The following is an 18,372-nucleotide window of genomic DNA, read 5'->3' on the forward strand; positions in this document are numbered from 1 at the left end:
CGTCCGAATATCCATGACCTGCCAGTCATTTCCATAGGTCCGTAAGGGAGAAAAATAGGTACATGAAGAGTCGATAATAACTTGTGGACTAGCTGTCACCGTTGATGGACGACTCGTGCAGCTTGCGACGAGCATCATCATCAGCGAGAGCATTATTAGCTGCCTGTACATCTTTCACCTCCTCTATTGTTTTTGCCTGTTTATTCGCGACCACTGCCACGCGATCGGCTTCTACTTTTGCGGCGGCAACATCAGCCCGCCCTTTCTCCTGCACCTTGCCAATTTTCTTACCACCAAACCAGCTGACAATAAGCGCAACGATAACTACGCCTGCCCCGGTCAAAAGATGGCTACCGCTGTTAAACAACGCGAGGAAACTGCTCATGATTTATCTCCTGTCATTACATTTTTCATTACCAGCAGGGGTTTTTGACGAATAAATTGTGATACCACCGCCATTGCCACCATAAAAGAGGCAATAAACCCCAGGTAGTGCTGCGGAAGAATGGACTTCACGTCTTCCGGCAGGCCGTTCCAGGCGCTGATCGCCGAGTCTGGAAAGGATTGCACCCAGGCACCCGCGACCGATCCGATAGAGGCCAGCCAGACCGACCAGGTTTTAAAAAGCAGTTTGGCATGCAGCACAAATTCGACCTTGCCATGTCTCACTACCCAGTGAAGTAAGGCTATAACGACGATGACCGCCACTAAAAACATAAGAAATTTCATATAACCCCCTGATATGCATCATAGACCCCGCTGCGCATTACCTGTGCAAGCCGTTTCGCGCGGGCGGGCGTTTGCCTGGCCCACAGGCTGGCCAGCATGCCATCTGCTGCCGCCTCAAAATTTCCGTTTGAAATTAACACCAGCGTGTTTTTAAAGGCGCTTAATCCATCCACCCCCAGCTGGTAGGCCATGCAATAAAGCACATCTGCCCGGGCAGGATTACACTGCCGCAATGCAACAGCCAGTGAGGGCCTGGCATTCATGTCGCTTATTTTGTCATCCAGTAGTTTCTGCATCCAGATATCTCCCACGCTGTGAGGTACGCTAAACTGATAATGCGCCAGTGGTGCATCCTTTGGCCCAATAACAATTCCGCTTGCCACCGTTGGATAACCTTCCGTGTCGATATAAGGCTTCTCCTTATAGCCTTCCTCATAAGCCAAAATTTGTACTATTTTACTCATCTTTCATCTCCCAAATTAAATAACCGCTGCTGCGGCATTGTTATATGGACAGCTTGCTGATAAAGGAAAATCGCATTAAAATAGCAGGGGCTTATTATAATAGCGGTGCGGAAAAGAGTTTTGCGCACTGGGTAACACCCCGAAAAAAAGCCCTGGTTAATAACCTTTCCTGCCCTTGTTATCTTCGGGATGGAAAAGAATAAATTAACAGAAATAAGCTATCGCAGAATGAATACCTTCCTTTTTGCAGAAAGGAATCTCTGAATCAGAATGCCTTTTTAATACCTTAGAATGTAAAATGCGTACGCATAAAAATTTCTTTAATTTATTTTTTCACACTCAAGAACGACATCCATGGCACTCAGTGCGCCTTCAACGAACCCTTCGGCTGTTTGGACATTTTTTCGGATGGTGCCATCAGCACAGCGACGTCGTCGGGCAATTGATCGAAGTGAAATACGGTAGAGATAGTGCGCAACCAGCAGCATATGTTCATCGGAATGGTTTATCATAAGGCGGCTGATGCAGCTGTCGAGAATCATCCCATCCCGATCGCCACAGCGTGGTCGACCCGGTGGTACTGAGGTAATCAATCCCCGGAAGCCAGCGGCAACATGAGGATAACTCACGCCGCTGCTTTCGGTGGCCGCCCAGCCTCCCCACATCTCGAGTAACCGTTTTATGTTTCGCATCGTTACCTCCTGCAAAATGGGTTTGGCACTGTTTGCAAACAATTATCCTGTGCTCCGCGGCCGGAAATGCTAATTTAGAATGGACCTGATTTGCCTTTTCTGACGCGCAGGAGCGTAAGGGTCGAAAATTACCTTTTTAAGGTATGCCAGCGATTAGGCTGGGCAGCCTGATTGTTAAAGAGCAGCGTACTGGAGAGCCGGCTTCCGGCCTCCCCTTTTAAACCGTTTAAGTATCAACTGAGATAAGTTATAGCATAGAGTATTAAAACACGCAATAGCAAAGCGTGTTTGACGAAAAATACGCATCGCTATAAATTCTGGTATATGAAACCGAATACACTTGCCTACCGGCTTAACATGGCTATGACCATGATGGGAATTACACAGGGTGCGTTAGCTAAAGCATCGGGCGTATCACAACCTACAATCTGGCGGCTGACCAAAGGCGAGGCTGAGGGCTCCCGCAAGCTGGTCGATATTGCTCGCGCGCTGGATATTAACGTCGAATGGCTGGCGAGCGGCGAGGGGGAGATGCGCGGAGCCAATGGCCTGACCGCAATTGATAAAGTGAAAAGTGGCACTACCGTGGCGGTATGGGGCCCCGAGGGAAAGACGTCAGAGGCCGTCTCCACTCCCAATGGTGCGAAGGCGAAGAAGACCTGGCGCGCCTATATTCTTGACCGAAATAGCGGCTGTGCAGAGGCAACCGCAGGCAGTATCGTCATCGTGGACACCGACGTACCACCTGAATCTGGAGACCTGGTCATGGCCCAGGTCAATTCACGCGTATCCGTTTACCGTTATCTTGAAGGCCCCTCTAATGGTTTTTTAACCGTTGATGACCCCAGACTACCCGCTGTGGAGCTATCTGAAGGATCCGCACTGATTGGCGTCGCAATCTTTCTCATCCGTGATTTAAGGCGGTAAGTACTGATATCCTGCCCCTGCAGGATAGTTTCCTTATACCGGCCCCCGGCCACTCTATGCAGCACAGATATCATCATTTAACCTCACAAATACCTGCCCAATGTGACTCATAAGCTACAGAGGGGCTTTGGCGTAATGATTCATTTGAATAGATTAGTAAAGCTTTTACTAATTTCGCTATAAAAAAGCAAAAAAAAGCGCCATTAAAGTTTTAAATCCAACTAAATCATACGCTTAATGCAATAACTAAAATTATTAGCGCGATAACCATTGATATTAATAATAACTATAGCTATCGTTTTTAACAGGGATACTTTACTGCCGCTAAACGGTTCTTCCGCAGAGCGCTTAAGAGTCTCCTCCGTCCTTATCACTACCTGTCTTCTGGGGGATTTATGACCATCATTATCTGGAAAAAAACCCAAACCGTGGGAACATCTCTGAGCCGTTATAAATCACGTCGCGCGGCCAAACTGGCCCTGCAGAGAGAGGAAGAGCGGCTGGCAAGAAAGGTTGCCTGTCTCCTTTCCGGTTGCAGCCAGCGTGTCCAGAGTGCAGTGCGGGAGTCGTCACGCGCTAAAATCCTGTAATAATAACTGGGTTTATATACAGTATTTAGTTTATGGGATGCGATCAAGGGGTATTAGTAGAAAGAGGGTCAGGTCGCTGTAGCATCAGACAATTTAAACTCAGTACAGAGAGCCTTAAAGATGAACGCATTCAGAACCGGCATAAGTGACCTGCATCCGGTTCGGGCGCGTTAGGAAAAGATGGGAGAAGATGGGAGGTCAGCGATCCGCTTAATCTCTGACATACTCAGAGGATCGCTGTAAAGCTACTGCAAATTGAGGTCGGCGTCGTTACGCCTCAGGGCTAGCCAGCGTAAACCCGGTAGCTGACGGACATTGAGGATTTGCAAAAAATACAGTTGGCGCCGTGGGGATTTTTTGGCGAAACGTTGTGGGTAGAAAAGCGGAACTGGCATCCCTGGCATGTGGGACACTTGAATTTTATATTTGGAATAAGAACCTTCATTATCTGTTTTAAGAGACGCTACTGTCGCACTATGGCGCTGAAAAGTCAGTAACTTCCTGCGTGATAGCACGAATTGATCAGCGTGGAATTGTACAAGTTTGGTTATTGCATATAAGTTTACTGCCGCGGGATCCCATCCAGCCCACCCATGCCGCATCGTATGGCGTCTGATGGACAGGAGAGGTTCCTTTGTTGCAGCGTTTATGTTGTACAACTTTAAAAAAAACCATCCGGCCCGTCAGTTACGTGCATCCTAACGAGCCGCGTTAACTGGCATCTGCCATTTTTGGAGATTCACACTTGCAGCAAAATTCATCTACCGGGCCAGCGCTGGCGCATATTTTCCAGTCTTCTGGCGGTTTGTTAAGCAGTGAATCTGAGGTTATCGGCACGATTATTGCCGAACTTTCAGCCAGTCATGGCTTTGTCTCTAACAAAGCCATCATCCTGAAGCTGTTGGAAAAACTGGAGCAGGAAACCGATATCATTCAGCTCGATATCTATCGTCACGCGCTGGAATATATTGTCCAGCAAACGCCTGACGATTTAGTGTGATCGACAGTAACCGGGTCAGCGCAGTGTGGCCCGGTTATCTGCCTCCTGGCGCGATCCGCTTCAGACAGCCGCGTCCTCCAGCACTTTGTGAATCACCGCCGAGAGCTGATTAATTTCAAACTTGGCCACGTAGCCATTTGCCCCCACCTTATGCACGTGGTCTTCGTTGGCGTTCCCCGAAAGCGATGAGTGGATCACTACCGGGATAGCCTTCAGATTCTGATCGGTTTTAATATTGCGCGTCAGGGTAAACCCATCCATTTCAGGCATTTCCAGATCGGTCAGCACCAGCCCGATTTTATCGCTAATCGGCAGCCCCTCTTCCGCCGCCTGGCGTGCCATGATCTTTATCTGATCCCAGGCTTCCTTGCCGGTGATATACATTAGCGCCGGGATCCCCATCGCTTTCAGCCCCTGTTCCAGCATCAGCCGGGCTACCTTCGAGTCTTCGGCCACAATCGCGACCGCACCGGGCTTCATTTTGAAATTTGTCAGGCTGATATCACCCTCTTTCACTTCCCGCACGGAAGGGATGATGTCATGAAGGATCTGCTCCACGTCCAGTACCAGCGCCATGGCTTTTTCATGCTGGGTGCCATCCAGCATCGCGATACTGGTGATATTCCGGCTGGCTACGCCCGATTCGGCGGTGTGAACCTGACTCCAGTTCAGTCGGACGATATCCTCAACGGACTCAACGGCAAAAGCCTGAGTACTCCGGGCATATTCGGTGACCAGCAGCAGATTAAGCCCGGTGGCGGGCGTACAGCCAGCCACCGCGGGCAGATCGATAACGGGAATAAGCTGCCCACGGATGTTTGCCATGCCCAGCAGCGGGGACTTCATGCCGGCAGCTTTGGTAATGGTCGGCATAGGTACGATTTCACGTAGCTTAAACACATTGATGCCATACAGTTCGGACTTGTTCTCCAGCGTGTCGGAACCCAGCCGAAACAGCAGCAGCTCGAACTTGTTGGATAATGCGAGATTGGCGCGCTCATCAATGTCTTTCTGAAAATTATCCACGTGAAACCCTCAATATTATTTTCATTGGCGTACGTCAGTGGCGAGTTCAATGTATTGCCGGTAAGGCACAGGGTGTCGCATGGTTACGCGTCCCGGCTATCCGCTGGGTTGAAATCACTCATAAGAGTTATCGGCAGGAACAGAAAAAAATAGAGGCCATTATTACGCATCGGACGAAGATTTACCGGGTCGCGACGGTTTAATGGCCTGAAAAGCGGAGAAAGAAGGTTTAGCTTTGCTTATAAGGATCCTTTTTATGATCCTCACTGTCGTCCCGCGTACGAGGAACTTCACCATGCTCGTTGGGGTTATCTTTGGCCGGGTGATCGTCTTCCTCATAGGCATTACCTGCATTCGGCGCCACTTCCGGCAGACCTTTATGCACGTCTCCTTCATCTTTGCGATTTTTGTCAGACATCATGCTCTCCATCTGTTTGATAAAATGTAAGTGTAGTGGAGATTATGCACTGCGGCTTAGTGGTGGGCGATAAACAGCGATTTGCAGTGTGGGCAAAGAAGCGTCTGGTCTTTGGAGACTTTAGATAATGAATGTTTGGATTTTTTTCCACAGACAGGACAGGTGGTATCAGAGTTAATTTTGCCTATTTGCGCCATTACGCGGTTGAAGTAAGACATGGTGATCGACCTTTTCGGTGAATGATGCTAATCATACCACCTCTGGCTAAATTTTACTCAAAAACCCTTCGCTTTATGGGCATTAACCCGTCGGCTTTGTGATCGCCATTGCAAAATCACTATGCTTCCTAAGTGGCACTCTTTCGCTGGTTATACTCACTGAAACAATGCGATGGAAAAGGTGATTTATGCTGTGGTTAGAGTCCGGGCTTTACCTGAGAGTAAAAGAGATGGAAAACGGTCCGCGACCGTTGCCGCTACAGAGTGGTTTCTCATCTGATACGGCCTATCGGGCACTGGGTTGCTTTAACCCTTCCGAGACGTCAGACGCCTACTATATCCTTTCCAATGACCGCGATGAGATCTGGTTTATCTGTAATCGCCATCTGCGTACGGTTTGCCTGTCTGACGAACTTAACCTGTTCCGTATGCCTCTTTCCAGCGCCGGAGTCAGCTCTCCCGACGCTGTAGTAAGGCCGGGATCGCACTAATTCTGTATGCGCATTCTGTATGCGCAAAAGCAGCTCACTACACCTGCATATTCATGATGTCGGTGTAGGCGCTGACCAGTTTGTTACGCACCTGAATCCCCATCTGCATGGAAACCGACGATTTCTGTAGATCGACCATCACATCATTCAGATTGATCCCCGGCTTACCCATTTCGAAATCCTGCGCCTGGGTGCGCGCGTCATTCTGCGTATCGCTGATCTTGTTAAGGGCAGCCTTAAGCTCACCGGCGAAATCCGCATGGCTGGATGCGTCGGTACTCTTGCCACTGGCCTGAATTGCTGCGGTTTGCAGCTGCTGCATTACGCTTTCAATACCCTGAATTGCCATCTCGTGCCCCGGTAAATGTTCAACGGTGATTTTGCTGTGTGAAAACTTACCACAGTGTCAATAAGACAAAGCCCCTAAATAAGCGCATAAAACGCAGCTTATCCAGCCATCGAATTTCGCGTAAGAGAAAATAATGACAGCTATTAAAGGTAGAAAAATTTTTGCCAGCGCATCCGGGAGTCAGTTTTGTTACGACACTACACGATACAGTCCGTTCAACTGTCACGCAGGAACGAGTCATGAATGCCACTGTTACGCAGGATCAATCTGAGAAAAAGGGGCTGAGTGACCTTTTCGCTCGCCTGCGGGCTAATCCTCGTATCCCTCTGGCCATTGCGGCTGCGGCGGCTATCGCCATTGTTATCGCCATGGTGCTGTGGGCCAAACAGCCTGATTACCGCGTGCTGTTCAATAACCTGAGCGACGAAGATGGCGGCGCCATCATTACGCAACTGACTCAGATGAACGTCCCCTATCAGTTCGATGATAAGGGCGGCGCACTGATGGTTCCTGCCGATAAAGTTTATGAGCTGCGCCTGCGACTGGCCGAACAGGGTCTGCCGAAGGGCGGTGCCGTCGGCTTTGAGCTGCTGGATAAAGAGAAATTCGGCATCAGCCAGTTCAGCGAGCAGGTGAACTATCAGCGTGCGCTGGAGGGTGAGCTTTCCCGCACCATCGAAACGCTGGGTCCGGTGAAAAATGTGCGCGTTCATCTGGCAATGCCAAAACCCTCTCTGTTTGTGCGCGAGCAGAAATCTCCTACTGCCTCCGTAACCCTGATGCTTCAGCCGGGCCGGGCGCTGGACCAGGGGCAGATTAACGCCATTACCCATATGGTCTCCAGCAGCGTTGCTGGCCTGCCGCCGGGTAACGTGACCGTGGTTGACCAGGCTGGTCATCTGCTGAGCCAGTCTGATAATGCCGGGCGCGATCTGAACGATGCGCAGCTTAAGTATGCCACCGACGTGGAAAACCGCTTCCAGCAGCGTATCGAAGCGATCCTGAACCCGATTGTGGGCAACGGCAACGTCCACGCTCAGGTCACCGCGCAGATCGACTTCAACTCGCGTGAGCAGACCGACGAGCAGTTTAAGCCCAACAGCGATGCTAAAAATCAGGCGGTTCGCTCAAGGCAGTCAAGCGACAGCGAACAGATTGGCGGCCAGTATCCAGGCGGCGTACCGGGCGCACTTTCCAACCAGCCTGCCCCGGCCAATACGGCCCCCATTACCACGCCGAATAACAGTGCGAACGGTCAAAACGCGGCCAATGCCGCCAATAACGGCGCGGCAAAACAGGGTACATCAGCCAGCACGGCCAGCAGCACGCCGTCAAATACCCGTCGTGACGACACCACCAACTATGAAGTCGACCGCACTATTCTTCACACCAAAATGAACGTGGGTGAAGTGCAGCGTCTTTCTGTTGCGGTGGTCGTGAACTACCGGGCCGATGCGGCAGGCAAACCGATTGCACTGACCGACGCGCAGCTGAAACAGATTGAAAACCTGACGCGTGAAGCGATGGGCTATTCGGACAAGCGTGGCGACAGCCTGAACGTGGTGAACTCACCGTTTACCGAAAGCGCTGAAACCGGTGGCGACCTGCCCTTCTGGCAGCAGCAGTCCTTTATTGACCAGATGATGGAAGCCGGACGCTGGTTGCTGGTACTGATTGTCGCCTGGATCCTCTACCGCAAGCTGGTTCGTCCACAGCTGCGCCGCCGGGCCGAACAGGATAAAGCCGCAGCCGACGCCGTGGCCTTTAATAGCCAGAAGCGTGACGAAGGTGAAGACGAAGCCGTTTCCGTCAAACTGTCTAAAGATGAAATGGATCAGGAACGTAAATCTCAGCACCGCGTGAGTGCTGAGGTCATGAGCCAGCGAATTCGCGAAATGTCAGAAAACGATCCTCGCGTAGTGGCTCTGGTCATTCGCCAGTGGATGAAGGACGAACTATGAGTCTCACCGGTACCGAAAAAAGCGCCATCATGATGATGACGATTGGCGAAGACCGCGCGGCAGAGGTGTTTAAACACCTCGATACCCGCGAGGTACAGCATCTGAGTATGGCGATTTCCAATATGCGCCAGGTTTCACACAAGCAGCTTATTGAAGTCCTGCGCGAGTTTGAGACGGACGCGGAGCAGTTTGCCGCGCTGAGCCTGAACTCCAATGATTATCTGCGCTCGGTGCTGGTTAAGGCGCTGGGTGAAGAGCGTGCGTCAAGCCTGCTGGAAGATATCCTCGAAACGCGGGATACCACCAGCGGCATGGATACGCTCAACTTTATGGAGCCGCAGGCCGCAGCCGATCTGATCCGCGACGAACACCCGCAGATCATCGCCACTATTCTGGTGCATCTGAAGCGCGGACAGGCAGCCGACATTGTTGCTCAGTTCGACGAACGTCTGCGTCACGATGTCATGCTGCGTATTGCCACCTTTGGCGGCGTACAGCCTGCCGCGCTGGCCGAGCTTACCGAAGTGCTTAACGGCCTGCTGGATGGTCAGAACCTCAAGCGGGCGAAGATGGGCGGCGTAAGAACCGCAGCGGAAATTATCAACCTGATGAAAACTCAGCAGGAAGAAGCGGTTATCGAAGCGGTTCGCGAATTCGACGGCGAGCTGGCGCAAAAAATTATCGACGAGATGTTCCTGTTCGAAAATCTGGTGGAAGTGGACGACCGCAGCATCCAGCGCCTGTTGCAGGAGGTGGAATCCGAGTCTCTGCTGGTGGCACTGAAAGGCTCCGAACAGCCGCTGCGCGAGAAATTCCTGCGCAATATGTCCCAGCGTGCAGCCGATATCCTGCGCGACGACCTGTCCAACCGCGGCCCAATGCGCATGTCGGCGGTGGAGAACGAGCAGAAAGCGATTCTGCTTATCGTTCGACGTCTGGCCGAAAGCGGCGAGATGGTGATTGGCGGCGGCGAGGAACAGTATGTCTGATAACGCGTCCCTCGCCTGGCAGCGCTGGCAGCCCAACGACCTGGCGGATCTGAACAAGCCGGTGGTGGCCCCCCTGCCCGAACCGGCTCCGCAGACGGAAGACCCGCAGGACCAGCAGCAGTTTGCGCTGGAGCAGCTGCAGACGCAGGTGCGCAGTGAGGCACAGGGCGTCGGCTACGCCGAAGGTCACCAGAAAGGCTTTAATGAAGGACAGAAAACGGGCTATGACGCCGGTTTCCAGCAGGGTCTGGCAGAAGCCCAGCAGCAGCAGGCACCTCTTCAGGCGCGGATGCAGCAGCTGGTCTCCGAATTTCACCATACTCTCGAAGCGCTGGACAGCGTGATCGCAGCAAGGCTGATGCAGCTGGCGCTGGAAGCCGCACGACAGGTCATCGGTCAGGCACCGCACGTTGACGGTACCGCCCTGCTGCGTCAGATCCAGAGCATGATCCAGCAGGAGCCGCTGTTTAGCGGCAAGCCAACCCTGCGCGTGCACCCCGATGATTTGCAGCGCGTCGAGCAGACGCTCGGGGCCACGCTCAGCCTGCACGGCTGGCGGCTGATGGCCGATACCAGCATTCATCCCGGCGGCTGCAAGCTCAGCGCCGACGATGGCGATCTTGATGCCAGCATTGCTACCCGCTGGCATGAACTGTGCCGCCTTGCCGCGCCGGGAGAGCTCTGATGTCGACCCGTCTTTCACGCTGGCTGGGGGCCCTTGACGCTTTTGAAGAGCGTCTGACTAAACTGCCCGAAGTCCGTCGCTATGGGCGTCTGGTGCGCGCCACCGGTCTGGTGCTGGAAGCGACCGGCCTTCAGCTACCGCTGGGCGCAACCTGCGTGATTGAACGCACCGACGGACAGCACGTCGCGGAAGTCGAGAGCGAAGTGGTTGGCTTTAACGGCCAGCGACTGTTTCTGATGCCGCTGGAAGAGGTTGAGGGTATTTTGCCTGGCGCACGGGTTTATGCCCGCGTGGCCGGAGATTCCCAGCACAGCGGTAAGCAGCTGATGCTCGGCCCGGAGCTGTTAGGCCGCGTGCTGGACGGCAGTGGGCGACCGCTGGACGGCCTGCCCGCCCCGGAAACGGGCTACCGCGCCCCGCTGATCACGCCCCCCTTTAACCCGCTCCAGCGTACGCCGATAACCGAGGTGCTGGATACCGGCGTACGCGCGATTAACGCCCTGCTCACCGTCGGGCGCGGCCAGCGTATGGGGCTGTTCGCGGGTTCCGGCGTGGGTAAAAGCGTGCTGCTGGGCATGATGGCGCGCTATACCAAAGCGGATGTGATCGTGGTTGGCCTGATTGGCGAACGCGGTCGCGAAGTAAAAGACTTTATCGAGAATATTCTTGGCACCGAAGGTCGCGCCCGCTCGGTGGTGATCGCCGCACCGGCCGACGTTTCCCCCCTGCTGCGCATGCAGGGAGCCTCCTATGCCACCCGCATCGCTGAAGATTTCCGCGATCGCGGCAAGCATGTGCTGCTGATTATGGACTCCCTGACCCGCTATGCCATGGCACAGCGTGAAATCGCCCTGGCTATTGGTGAGCCACCTGCGACTAAAGGCTATCCGCCTTCGGTGTTTGCCAAGCTGCCCGCGCTGGTTGAACGTGCCGGTAACGGCATCGACGGCGGCGGCTCCATCACCGCGTTTTATACCGTCCTGACCGAGGGTGACGATCAGCAGGATCCGATTGCCGATTCGGCGCGCGCCATTCTCGACGGACACATTGTCCTGTCGCGCCGTCTGGCCGAAGCGGGCCACTATCCGGCCATTGATATTGAAGCCTCGATCAGCCGCGTAATGGCTCACCTGATTGATGAGACGCACTATGCTCGCGTGCGCCAGTTTAAACAGCTGCTCTCCAGCTATCAGCGCAACCGCGATCTGGTCAGCGTGGGCGCCTATGCCGCTGGCAGCGATCCGACGCTGGATAAAGCCATTAAGCTCTATCCAGAACTTGAGCTGTTCCTGCAACAGGGCATGTTTGAACGCAGCACTTTTGACGACGCCTGCCTGCATCTGCAGGCCATTTTTGGCTAACGGGCATCCGCGCATCGGTCGGTTCCTGACGGGGGAAGTATGGCAAAACAAGCATCACCCATAGAGACGCTCTGCTCGCTGGCACAGAAGGAGTTGGAAAAAGCCGCCATCCAGCTGGGTGATATGCGTCGCGCGCAGAAGCAGGCCGACGAACAGCTGACGATGCTGATGGACTACCAGGATGAGTACCGTCGCTCGCTGAATAACACCCTGTCAGAAGGCATCACCAGCCTGCGCTGGCGCAACTATCACCAGTTTATTGAAACGCTTGAAAAGGCCATTGACCAGCATCGCCAGCAGCTCACCCACTGGAACAGCCGCGTGGAAAACGCCCTGCGTTTCTGGCGTGACAAACAGCAGCGGCTGCACGCCTATGAAACGCTGCATGCGCGCGCGCTGGCGACAGAATTATTACAAGAAAACCGTCTCGATCAGAAACGGATGGATGAATTTGCCCAGCGGGCATCACTGAGGAAAGGCGAATGATTACGTTGCCAGTTGTAACGTCCGGGACCAAAGTCAGCAGCACCGCCACGGCCTCCGGCACGCAGGCGACCGATACCGACAGCGACATCACGGCCGCCGGTACTGATGTAAAAGAGAGCGGCCAGGCGAAAGGCACGCAGGGTTTCCTGGCCGTTCTGGGCAGCAAACTGCAATCGCTGGTTAAACAGAACGCTACCTCAGCTCAGACGACGGCTGCCACGGATGCCACCGACTCAACCACGCCGGCAAAGGCGAAGCTTAATGCCCTGCTGGCTGCACTGGATAAGCCCGAAACGCTGAACGCGCTGCTCCAGCCGCAAACCGCTAAAACCGGGGCCACCAGCACGGACACGGATAAAGAAGAGACGCAAAACCCGGCAACCGCGCTTAATGCCAGCGATATGCAAACGCTACAGGCGCTGTTTGCCATGCTGCCGCCTGCCGTTAACCAACCTGCCACAGCGGCAGCGGCCAAAGGTAGCGAGGCGCTGTCGGCTGATGCCAGCGGTAAAGGTACGCAGGCCACGCTCGGCTCGCTGCTGGCAGCCAGCGGCACGACCACCGGTGACGCCGATAAGGGCGTGGATAAATCAGGTAAAACCGTCGCTGCATCCACGGCGAGCGCAGTCACAGCTACCCAGAACAGTCCCGCCGATACCAGCCTCAATGCCGCTTTCCAGCAGGTTCTGAGCCACGCCGGTAAGGAGGGGGAAAAAGATAATTCAAGTTCTGCCAGCGGCACGACGATAAACAGTAATGCCATCGCCGCGCTCTCTTCCGCCGCCACCCCAACGACCACGTCGCTGGTGACGGCACCGTCCACGCCTGCGCTGAATGCGCAGCTGGGCAGCCAGGAGTGGCAGCAGGCTCTGGGGCAGCAAATCATTATGTTCAGCCGTAACGGGCAGCAAACCGCCGAGCTGCATCTGCATCCGCAGGATCTGGGCAGTATTCAGATAAGCCTGAAGCTGGATAACGACCAGGCACAGTTGAATATGGTGTCCGGACATAGCCAGGTTCGCGCGGCGCTGGAAGCGGCCATGCCGCAGTTGCGCACTGCGCTGGCAGAAAGCGGCATCAGCCTGGGACAAAGCAATGTGAGCAGCGATGCGTTCCAGCAGAGCCAAAGCTCCGGCAGCCAGCAACAGCAGGAGAGAAATAATAGCGGCGGCAGCACCTTTAGCCTGTCGGGTGACAGCGACGGTGAGGTGACGCCGATTGCCGTTCCTGCCGCGCTACAGGCGCGTGCAGCCGGTTCCAGCGCGGTCGATATTTTCGCCTGATGGGAACAAACGCATAAGCTAGAGGCAAAACCCGCGTCTTATCACCCTATTGTTTGACGCAAGACGCGGGATAATCTGCTCATAACACCATGGGGCAGCGAACAGAGCGTTACCGCAACCCGAAAATAATCACAGGAAGTTATAGCTCTTATGACTGATAAAAAAGCCAAAAGCGGAAAACGTAAGCTGCTGATACCGATCATTGTGGTCGCAGTGCTGCTTGCTTGCAGCGCGGCGGGCTATACGGTCTGGCGCATGATGAAGTCCCCCGCTGATGCGACTCAGGCCGCCAAACCCGAGCCGCCACCCGCGCCGGTCTTTTTTGCCATGGACACCTTTACGGTTAACCTGATTAACCCGGATAACGATCCCGATCGCGTACTGTACATCGGCTTTACCCTGCGCCTGCCCGACGAAGAGACGCGCCGTCGTATGAATGATTATCTGCCGGAAGTCCGCAGCCGTTTGCTGATGCTGCTTTCTAACCAGAGTGCCACCGCGCTGAGCAGTGAACAGGGCAAACAGGCACTGGTTGCGCAGATCAAAACCGTACTGGCGCCTCCGCTGGTACCCGGACAACCTCAGCAGGTGGTGAATGATGTTCTGTTTACCGCCTTTATCCTGAGGTAGAGGTATGGCCGACAGCATTCTTTCACAGGCAGAAATTGACGCGCTACTCAATGGAGACAGCGACAGCGCGGCAGAAGAGAACGTCAGCAAAGTGGGCGAAGGTGACATTCGCCCCTACGATCCGAATACCCAGCGTCGCATGGTGCGTGAACGTCTCCAGGCACTGGAGATTATCAATGAGCGATTCGCACGTTCCTATCGTATGGCGCTGTTTAACCTGCTCAGGCGCAGCCCGGACATTACCGTAGGTGCGATAAAAATTCAGCCCTATCATGAATTTGCGCGCAACCTGCCGGTACCGACGAACCTGAACCTGATCCACCTTAAGCCCCTGCGCGGCACGGCCCTGGTGGTCTTTTCGCCCAGCCTGGTGTTTATCGCCGTGGATAACCTGTTCGGCGGCGACGGTCGCTTTCCGACCAAGGTTGAAGGTCGTGAGTTTACCGCCACAGAACAGCGGGTGATCCGCCGCATGCTGAAGCTGGCGCTGGAAGGCTACAGCGATGCCTGGAAACCGATTTACCCGCTGGACGTCGAGTACGTGCGTTCAGAAATGCAGGTGAAGTTTACCAACATCACCACCTCACCCAACGACATCGTTATTACCACGCCATTCCAGGTGGAAATTGGCAATCTGGTGGGTGAGTTCACCATCTGTATTCCGTTCAGCATGCTTGAACCGCTGCGCGAGACGCTGGTCAATCCGCCGCTGGAAAACTCGCGGCAGGAAGATCACAACTGGCGGGAAACGCTGGTGAAGCAGGTGCAGCACTCTGAGCTGGAGCTGGTGGCCAGCTTTGCCGACGTTTCGATGCGCATTTCGCGCCTGCTGGCCCTGAAGCCCGGCGATGTCTTACCGATTGATAAACCGGACCGCATTATCGCCCATGTGGATGGCGTGCCGGTGCTGACCAGCCAGTACGGGACCCTTAACGGGCAGTACGCACTGCGCGTGGAACATCTGATTAACCCGATTTTGAATTCGATGAACGAGGAACAGCCCGATGAGTGACACGAATAAGCCGTCCGAAGACGACATCTCTGCGGACGACCTGTGGGCTGACGCCATGAACGAGCAGGCCACCACCGCCGCTGCCACCACCGAAGGGGTATTCAAATCGCTGGAAGGCAACGACGTGGCCGGGTCCCTGCAGGATATCGAGCTGATTATGGATATCCCCGTCAAGCTGACCGTCGAGCTGGGCCGTACCAAAATGACTATTAAAGAGCTGCTGCGCCTGACGCAGGGCTCCGTCGTGGCACTGGAGGGGCTGGCCGGTGAGCCGCTGGATATTCTGATCAACGGTTACCTGATTGCGCAGGGTGAAGTGGTGGTAGTAGCCGATAAGTATGGCGTTCGCATCACCGACATCATTACCCCTAACGAACGTATGCGTCGTCTGAGTCGCTAAATGAACCAGCCTACCCGCCAGGATCCGACACCGGCTGCCGGTCAGCAATCTGACCAGGCGCTGCCTCCGTCACCCGGTCAACAGACTGGTCAGGAACAGCCTCCGTCAGCCAGTCAACAGACTGGTCAGGCACTGCCTCCGTCAGCCGATCAGAAACAGCATCCATCAACGATCCAGCAGAATGGTCAGGTGGTATCTCCGGCGGTGAGTCAGGAACTGCGGCCTTCAGCCGGTCAGGTTCAGCATCAGCCGGTGGGTCAGCCTGCGTTATCAACCGGCTCAGTGCTGACGCAGGTTAGCAGCGTACTGGCGGGCATTATCCTGTTGATTCTGGCCTGTGCCTGGCTGGCTAAGCGTCTTGGTTTTGTACAAAAAGGGCAGGTTCGCGGGCTGAACGATCTGACCATCAGCGCAAGCTGCAAGATGGGTCAGCGCGAACGCGTGGTGATTGTTGATGTGGAAGATGCCCGCCTGGTGCTGGGGGTGACGGCGCAGCAGATCACCCATTTACATACTTTACCGCCGAAACCGCCGCAGGAACATCCGGCGCCGTCGGCCGTGACGGCAGATTTTCGTCAGGTTTTACAGACGCTGATCAAACGCCCCGGAAAGCCACAATGAAACGTTCTTTTATCCTGCCCGCCCTGCTTTTGCTGCTGGCACCCGAGGTCCATGCCCAGCTGCCCGGTCTGATGAGCCATCCGCTGGCTAACGGCGGCCAGAGCTGGTCACTGCCGGTTCAGACGCTGGTCTTTATTACCTCACTGACCTTCCTGCCCGCTATTTTGCTGATGATGACCAGCTTTACGCGCATCATTATCGTTTTTGGCCTGCTGCGAAATGCCCTGGGTACGCCGTCAGCGCCGCCAAACCAGGTACTGCTCGGCCTCGCACTGTTTCTCACCTTCTTTATTATGGGACCGGTGTTCGACAAGATTTATCAGGATGCTTACCTGCCGTTCAGCCAGGATAAAATCAGCATGGAGGTAGCGATAGATAAAGGTGCGCAGCCCCTGAGAGAATTTATGCTGCGTCAGACGCGCGAGGCCGATCTGGCGCTTTTCGCCAGGCTGGCTAATACGCCACCGCTTCAGGGGCCTGAATCCGTGCCAATGCGTATTCTGCTGCCTGCCTACGTTACCAGTGAGCTAAAGACCGCGTTTCAGATTGGCTTCACCGTTTTCATCCCCTTTTTGATTATCGATCTGGTGGTCGCCAGCGTACTGATGGCGCTGGGGATGATGATGGTGCCCCCGGCCACCATCTCGCTGCCGTTTAAACTGATGCTTTTCGTGCTGGTCGACGGCTGGCAGCTGCTGGTGAGTTCCCTGGCACAGAGTTTCTATACCTGATTCAACGCTGAACGCGCAGCCTCTGGTGCTGAGTAACGTCAGGCAGTTTATTCCGGTAAGTTTTCTATTAATGTGGAGTCGCGATGACACCTGAATCGGTAATGGTTATTGGTCACGATGCGATGCAGGTTGCGCTGGCGCTGGCCGCCCCGCTGCTGCTGGCCGCGCTGGCCAGCGGGCTGATTATTAGCCTGCTACAGGCGGCGACGCAGATAAATGAGCAAACGCTGTCATTTATTCCCAAAATCCTGGCCGTGGTCGCCACCATGGTTGTCGCCGGTCCGTGGATGTTGAACCTGGTGCTGGACTATATGCGCACCCTGTTTACCAACCTGCCGAATATGATCGGCTAATGATAACTTTTGACAGCAGTCAGCTGATGATATGGCTGGGCCAGCTGTTTTGGCCATTAGCCAGGGTAATGGCTCTCATCATGACGGCGCCGCTGCTGAGCGAAAAATCGATCGGTAAAAAGGTCAAAATCGGTCTGGGCCTGATGATCACCTGGACCCTGATCCCCTCTTTACCCCCCACCACGGTAACCCTGTTTTCAGCGGGCGGGTTCTGGCTGCTGATCCAGCAGATTCTGATCGGCATCGCCATTGGCTTTACCATGCAGTTCGCCTTTGCTGCCGTCAGAACGGCGGGAGAAGTGATAGGGCTGCAAATGGGCCTGTCTTTCGCGACCTTTTTCGATCCGGCCAGCAGATTAAACATGCCGGTACTGGCACGCTTTCTCGATCTTCTGGTTATGCTGCTGTTCTTAACCTTTAACGGTCATCTTTGGCTGATATCCATGCTGGCAGACAGTTTTCACACTCTGCCCATCGGCGGCGAGCCGGTTAACGGCAATGCTTTCCTTGCGCTGACCAAAGCGGCCAGTCTAATTTTCCTTAACGGTCTACGATTAGCGCTACCGCTGATAACTCTCCTCCTCACGCTAAATTTGGCCCTGGGTTTGTTAAACCGTGTTTCACCACAGCTATCGGTTTTTGCTATTGGCTTCCCCGTCACCTTATCCTTGGGTCTGGTGTTTCTGAGCCTGATGATGCCCCTGCTGGCCCCGTTCTGCGAGCATCTGTTCAGTGAAGTGTTTGATTTACTCTCCAGCATATTAAGTGAAATACCACAAGCCCGACCTTAACTATCACTTCTATAACAGGGTTTCATAGTTAAGCCATGAAGATGTGTTATTCCGCTTTTCAGACTTTCTTTATCAGAATTTACTTAAGGAAATTCTGATAAAGCCCCCTCTGCAATGAAAATTATTCTTATTAAAACGCAATTAGCGTATTTTAATTAACGAAAC

25 protein-coding genes are annotated in these 18,372 nt (G+C 54.3%); 17 read left to right on the plus strand and 8 right to left on the minus strand.

Going from position 1 to position 18,372, the window contains the following annotated elements; genetic code table 11:
- Positions 1 to 88: 88 nt before the first annotated feature.
- The 4 genes from AAGR22_RS13015 to AAGR22_RS13030 form a co-directional block, all read right to left on the minus strand.
- A complete protein-coding gene (locus AAGR22_RS13015; RefSeq protein ID WP_067700883.1) occupies positions 89 to 385 on the minus strand; it encodes a hypothetical protein in 297 nt (98 codons plus the stop codon).
- The gene (locus tag AAGR22_RS13020; protein WP_345827920.1) at positions 382 to 729 is read right to left on the minus strand and encodes a hypothetical protein; all 348 of its coding nucleotides are present in this window, start codon (positions 727 to 729) and stop codon (positions 382 to 384) included. The genes AAGR22_RS13015 and AAGR22_RS13020 overlap by 4 nt, the downstream gene beginning before the upstream one ends.
- Positions 726 to 1,193: a lysozyme gene (locus tag AAGR22_RS13025; protein ID WP_067700878.1), complete on the minus strand. Its 468-nt coding sequence runs from the start codon at positions 1,191 to 1,193 to the stop codon at positions 726 to 728. The genes AAGR22_RS13020 and AAGR22_RS13025 overlap by 4 nt, the downstream gene beginning before the upstream one ends.
- 320 nt (positions 1,194 to 1,513) lie before the next feature.
- Positions 1,514 to 1,885, minus strand: a complete 372-nt coding sequence (locus AAGR22_RS13030; protein WP_067700875.1) for an antiterminator Q family protein — start codon at positions 1,883 to 1,885, stop codon at positions 1,514 to 1,516.
- A 369-nt stretch (positions 1,886 to 2,254) separates the two neighbouring features.
- On the opposite strand from AAGR22_RS13030, the gene AAGR22_RS13035 reads away from it, so the two are divergent.
- The 3 genes from AAGR22_RS13035 to AAGR22_RS13045 all read left to right on the plus strand — a co-directional run bounded on the left by AAGR22_RS13035 (position 2,255) and on the right by AAGR22_RS13045 (position 4,402).
- A complete protein-coding gene (locus AAGR22_RS13035; RefSeq protein ID WP_345827921.1) occupies positions 2,255 to 2,812 on the plus strand; it encodes a LexA family transcriptional regulator in 558 nt (185 codons plus the stop codon).
- 395 nt (positions 2,813 to 3,207) lie between these two features.
- Complete coding sequence (locus AAGR22_RS13040; protein ID WP_067700872.1) at positions 3,208 to 3,402, plus strand: hypothetical protein; 195 nt, start codon at positions 3,208 to 3,210, stop codon at positions 3,400 to 3,402.
- Between the two features lie 745 nt (positions 3,403 to 4,147).
- Complete coding sequence (locus tag AAGR22_RS13045; RefSeq protein WP_067700869.1) at positions 4,148 to 4,402, plus strand: biofilm/acid-resistance regulator YmgB/AriR; 255 nt, start codon at positions 4,148 to 4,150, stop codon at positions 4,400 to 4,402.
- 60 nt (positions 4,403 to 4,462) lie between these two features.
- On the opposite strand, the gene AAGR22_RS13050 is transcribed toward AAGR22_RS13045, so the two are convergent.
- The 3 genes from AAGR22_RS13050 to AAGR22_RS13060 all read right to left on the minus strand — a co-directional run bounded on the left by AAGR22_RS13050 (position 4,463) and on the right by AAGR22_RS13060 (position 6,064).
- A complete protein-coding gene (locus tag AAGR22_RS13050; protein WP_067700866.1) occupies positions 4,463 to 5,428 on the minus strand; it encodes a chemotaxis protein in 966 nt (321 codons plus the stop codon).
- Between the two features lie 229 nt (positions 5,429 to 5,657).
- On the minus strand, positions 5,658 to 5,858 hold the full coding sequence (locus AAGR22_RS13055; protein WP_067700863.1) for a hypothetical protein: 201 nt from the start codon (positions 5,856 to 5,858) through the stop codon (positions 5,658 to 5,660).
- A 44-nt stretch (positions 5,859 to 5,902) separates the two neighbouring features.
- A complete protein-coding gene (locus AAGR22_RS13060) occupies positions 5,903 to 6,064 on the minus strand; it encodes a transposase (RefSeq protein ID WP_255362061.1) in 162 nt (53 codons plus the stop codon).
- A 188-nt stretch (positions 6,065 to 6,252) separates the two neighbouring features.
- On the opposite strand from AAGR22_RS13060, the gene AAGR22_RS13065 reads away from it, so the two are divergent.
- Positions 6,253 to 6,555 (plus strand): hypothetical protein, encoded by a 303-nt coding sequence (locus AAGR22_RS13065; protein ID WP_345827923.1) that lies wholly within the window; start codon positions 6,253 to 6,255, stop codon positions 6,553 to 6,555.
- A gap of 37 nt (positions 6,556 to 6,592) precedes the next feature.
- Here AAGR22_RS13065 and fliE read toward each other — a convergent pair whose 3' ends face one another.
- The gene (fliE, locus tag AAGR22_RS13070) at positions 6,593 to 6,904 is read right to left on the minus strand and encodes a flagellar hook-basal body complex protein FliE (RefSeq protein WP_067700860.1); all 312 of its coding nucleotides are present in this window, start codon (positions 6,902 to 6,904) and stop codon (positions 6,593 to 6,595) included.
- A gap of 239 nt (positions 6,905 to 7,143) precedes the next feature.
- On the opposite strand from fliE, the gene fliF reads away from it, so the two are divergent.
- From fliF to fliR, 13 genes are all read left to right on the plus strand, one after another.
- Positions 7,144 to 8,865 (plus strand): flagellar basal-body MS-ring/collar protein FliF, encoded by a 1,722-nt coding sequence (gene fliF / locus AAGR22_RS13075; RefSeq protein WP_067700857.1) that lies wholly within the window; start codon positions 7,144 to 7,146, stop codon positions 8,863 to 8,865.
- The gene (gene fliG / locus AAGR22_RS13080) at positions 8,862 to 9,854 is read left to right on the plus strand and encodes a flagellar motor switch protein FliG (RefSeq protein ID WP_067700854.1); all 993 of its coding nucleotides are present in this window, start codon (positions 8,862 to 8,864) and stop codon (positions 9,852 to 9,854) included. The genes fliF and fliG overlap by 4 nt, the downstream gene beginning before the upstream one ends.
- Positions 9,847 to 10,539, plus strand: a complete 693-nt coding sequence (fliH, locus tag AAGR22_RS13085) for a flagellar assembly protein FliH (protein ID WP_067700851.1) — start codon at positions 9,847 to 9,849, stop codon at positions 10,537 to 10,539. Before fliG ends, fliH begins: the two co-directional genes overlap by 8 nt.
- Complete coding sequence (gene fliI / locus AAGR22_RS13090) at positions 10,539 to 11,900, plus strand: flagellar protein export ATPase FliI (RefSeq protein WP_067700848.1); 1,362 nt, start codon at positions 10,539 to 10,541, stop codon at positions 11,898 to 11,900. Before fliH ends, fliI begins: the two co-directional genes overlap by 1 nt.
- A gap of 39 nt (positions 11,901 to 11,939) precedes the next feature.
- On the plus strand, positions 11,940 to 12,386 hold the full coding sequence (gene fliJ, locus AAGR22_RS13095; protein ID WP_067700845.1) for a flagellar export protein FliJ: 447 nt from the start codon (positions 11,940 to 11,942) through the stop codon (positions 12,384 to 12,386).
- Positions 12,383 to 13,669, plus strand: coding sequence for a flagellar hook-length control protein FliK (locus tag AAGR22_RS13100; protein WP_345827929.1), 1,287 nt, complete (start codon positions 12,383 to 12,385; stop codon positions 13,667 to 13,669). Before fliJ ends, AAGR22_RS13100 begins: the two co-directional genes overlap by 4 nt.
- A 150-nt stretch (positions 13,670 to 13,819) precedes the next feature.
- Positions 13,820 to 14,299: a flagellar basal body-associated protein FliL gene (gene fliL / locus AAGR22_RS13105; RefSeq protein ID WP_067700839.1), complete on the plus strand. Its 480-nt coding sequence runs from the start codon at positions 13,820 to 13,822 to the stop codon at positions 14,297 to 14,299.
- Positions 14,300 to 14,303: 4 nt separating this feature from the next.
- Positions 14,304 to 15,311 carry a flagellar motor switch protein FliM gene (fliM, locus tag AAGR22_RS13110; protein WP_067700837.1) on the plus strand — a complete coding sequence of 336 codons (1,008 nt, stop codon included), beginning with the start codon at positions 14,304 to 14,306 and terminating at the stop codon, positions 15,309 to 15,311.
- On the plus strand, positions 15,304 to 15,711 hold the full coding sequence (gene fliN / locus AAGR22_RS13115; protein ID WP_067700834.1) for a flagellar motor switch protein FliN: 408 nt from the start codon (positions 15,304 to 15,306) through the stop codon (positions 15,709 to 15,711). Before fliM ends, fliN begins: the two co-directional genes overlap by 8 nt.
- Before the next feature lie 216 nt (positions 15,712 to 15,927).
- The gene (gene fliO / locus AAGR22_RS13120; RefSeq protein ID WP_067702179.1) at positions 15,928 to 16,332 is read left to right on the plus strand and encodes a flagellar biosynthetic protein FliO; all 405 of its coding nucleotides are present in this window, start codon (positions 15,928 to 15,930) and stop codon (positions 16,330 to 16,332) included.
- Positions 16,329 to 17,063: a flagellar type III secretion system pore protein FliP gene (fliP, locus tag AAGR22_RS13125; RefSeq protein WP_345827932.1), complete on the plus strand. Its 735-nt coding sequence runs from the start codon at positions 16,329 to 16,331 to the stop codon at positions 17,061 to 17,063. Before fliO ends, fliP begins: the two co-directional genes overlap by 4 nt.
- Before the next feature lie 83 nt (positions 17,064 to 17,146).
- On the plus strand, positions 17,147 to 17,416 hold the full coding sequence (fliQ, locus tag AAGR22_RS13130) for a flagellar biosynthesis protein FliQ (protein WP_067700831.1): 270 nt from the start codon (positions 17,147 to 17,149) through the stop codon (positions 17,414 to 17,416).
- Positions 17,416 to 18,207, plus strand: coding sequence for a flagellar biosynthetic protein FliR (gene fliR / locus AAGR22_RS13135; protein ID WP_067700827.1), 792 nt, complete (start codon positions 17,416 to 17,418; stop codon positions 18,205 to 18,207). The genes fliQ and fliR overlap by 1 nt, the downstream gene beginning before the upstream one ends.
- Positions 18,208 to 18,372: the final 165 nt, after the last annotated feature.

Source organism: Erwinia sp. HDF1-3R (assembly GCF_039621855.1).
In the GTDB taxonomy this organism is placed as follows: domain Bacteria; phylum Pseudomonadota; class Gammaproteobacteria; order Enterobacterales; family Enterobacteriaceae; genus Erwinia.

What these genes read in the sequence shown, in the direction of transcription:
- AAGR22_RS13015 (WP_067700883.1), bottom strand. Translation starts at nt 385, where the DNA reads ATGAGCAGTTTCCTCGCGTTGTTTAACAGCGGTAGCCATCTTTTGACC.
- AAGR22_RS13020 (WP_345827920.1), bottom strand. Translation starts at nt 729, where the DNA reads ATGAAATTTCTTATGTTTTTAGTGGCGGTCATCGTCGTTATAGCCTTA.
- AAGR22_RS13025 (WP_067700878.1), bottom strand. Translation starts at nt 1,193, where the DNA reads ATGAGTAAAATAGTACAAATTTTGGCTTATGAGGAAGGCTATAAGGAG.
- AAGR22_RS13030 (WP_067700875.1), bottom strand. Translation starts at nt 1,885, where the DNA reads ATGCGAAACATAAAACGGTTACTCGAGATGTGGGGAGGCTGGGCGGCC.
- AAGR22_RS13035 (WP_345827921.1), top strand. Translation starts at nt 2,255, where the DNA reads ATGATGGGAATTACACAGGGTGCGTTAGCTAAAGCATCGGGCGTATCA.
- AAGR22_RS13040 (WP_067700872.1), top strand. Translation starts at nt 3,208, where the DNA reads ATGACCATCATTATCTGGAAAAAAACCCAAACCGTGGGAACATCTCTG.
- AAGR22_RS13055 (WP_067700863.1), bottom strand. Translation starts at nt 5,858, where the DNA reads ATGGAGAGCATGATGTCTGACAAAAATCGCAAAGATGAAGGAGACGTG.
- AAGR22_RS13060 (WP_255362061.1), bottom strand. Translation starts at nt 6,064, where the DNA reads ATGTCTTACTTCAACCGCGTAATGGCGCAAATAGGCAAAATTAACTCT.
- AAGR22_RS13065 (WP_345827923.1), top strand. Translation starts at nt 6,253, where the DNA reads ATGCTGTGGTTAGAGTCCGGGCTTTACCTGAGAGTAAAAGAGATGGAA.
- fliE (WP_067700860.1), bottom strand. Translation starts at nt 6,904, where the DNA reads ATGGCAATTCAGGGTATTGAAAGCGTAATGCAGCAGCTGCAAACCGCA.
- fliF (WP_067700857.1), top strand. Translation starts at nt 7,144, where the DNA reads ATGAATGCCACTGTTACGCAGGATCAATCTGAGAAAAAGGGGCTGAGT.
- fliG (WP_067700854.1), top strand. Translation starts at nt 8,862, where the DNA reads ATGAGTCTCACCGGTACCGAAAAAAGCGCCATCATGATGATGACGATT.
- fliH (WP_067700851.1), top strand. Translation starts at nt 9,847, where the DNA reads ATGTCTGATAACGCGTCCCTCGCCTGGCAGCGCTGGCAGCCCAACGAC.
- fliI (WP_067700848.1), top strand. Translation starts at nt 10,539, where the DNA reads ATGTCGACCCGTCTTTCACGCTGGCTGGGGGCCCTTGACGCTTTTGAA.
- fliJ (WP_067700845.1), top strand. Translation starts at nt 11,940, where the DNA reads ATGGCAAAACAAGCATCACCCATAGAGACGCTCTGCTCGCTGGCACAG.
- AAGR22_RS13100 (WP_345827929.1), top strand. Translation starts at nt 12,383, where the DNA reads ATGATTACGTTGCCAGTTGTAACGTCCGGGACCAAAGTCAGCAGCACC.
- fliL (WP_067700839.1), top strand. Translation starts at nt 13,820, where the DNA reads ATGACTGATAAAAAAGCCAAAAGCGGAAAACGTAAGCTGCTGATACCG.
- fliM (WP_067700837.1), top strand. Translation starts at nt 14,304, where the DNA reads ATGGCCGACAGCATTCTTTCACAGGCAGAAATTGACGCGCTACTCAAT.
- fliN (WP_067700834.1), top strand. Translation starts at nt 15,304, where the DNA reads ATGAGTGACACGAATAAGCCGTCCGAAGACGACATCTCTGCGGACGAC.
- fliP (WP_345827932.1), top strand. Translation starts at nt 16,329, where the DNA reads ATGAAACGTTCTTTTATCCTGCCCGCCCTGCTTTTGCTGCTGGCACCC.
- fliQ (WP_067700831.1), top strand. Translation starts at nt 17,147, where the DNA reads ATGACACCTGAATCGGTAATGGTTATTGGTCACGATGCGATGCAGGTT.
- fliR (WP_067700827.1), top strand. Translation starts at nt 17,416, where the DNA reads ATGATAACTTTTGACAGCAGTCAGCTGATGATATGGCTGGGCCAGCTG.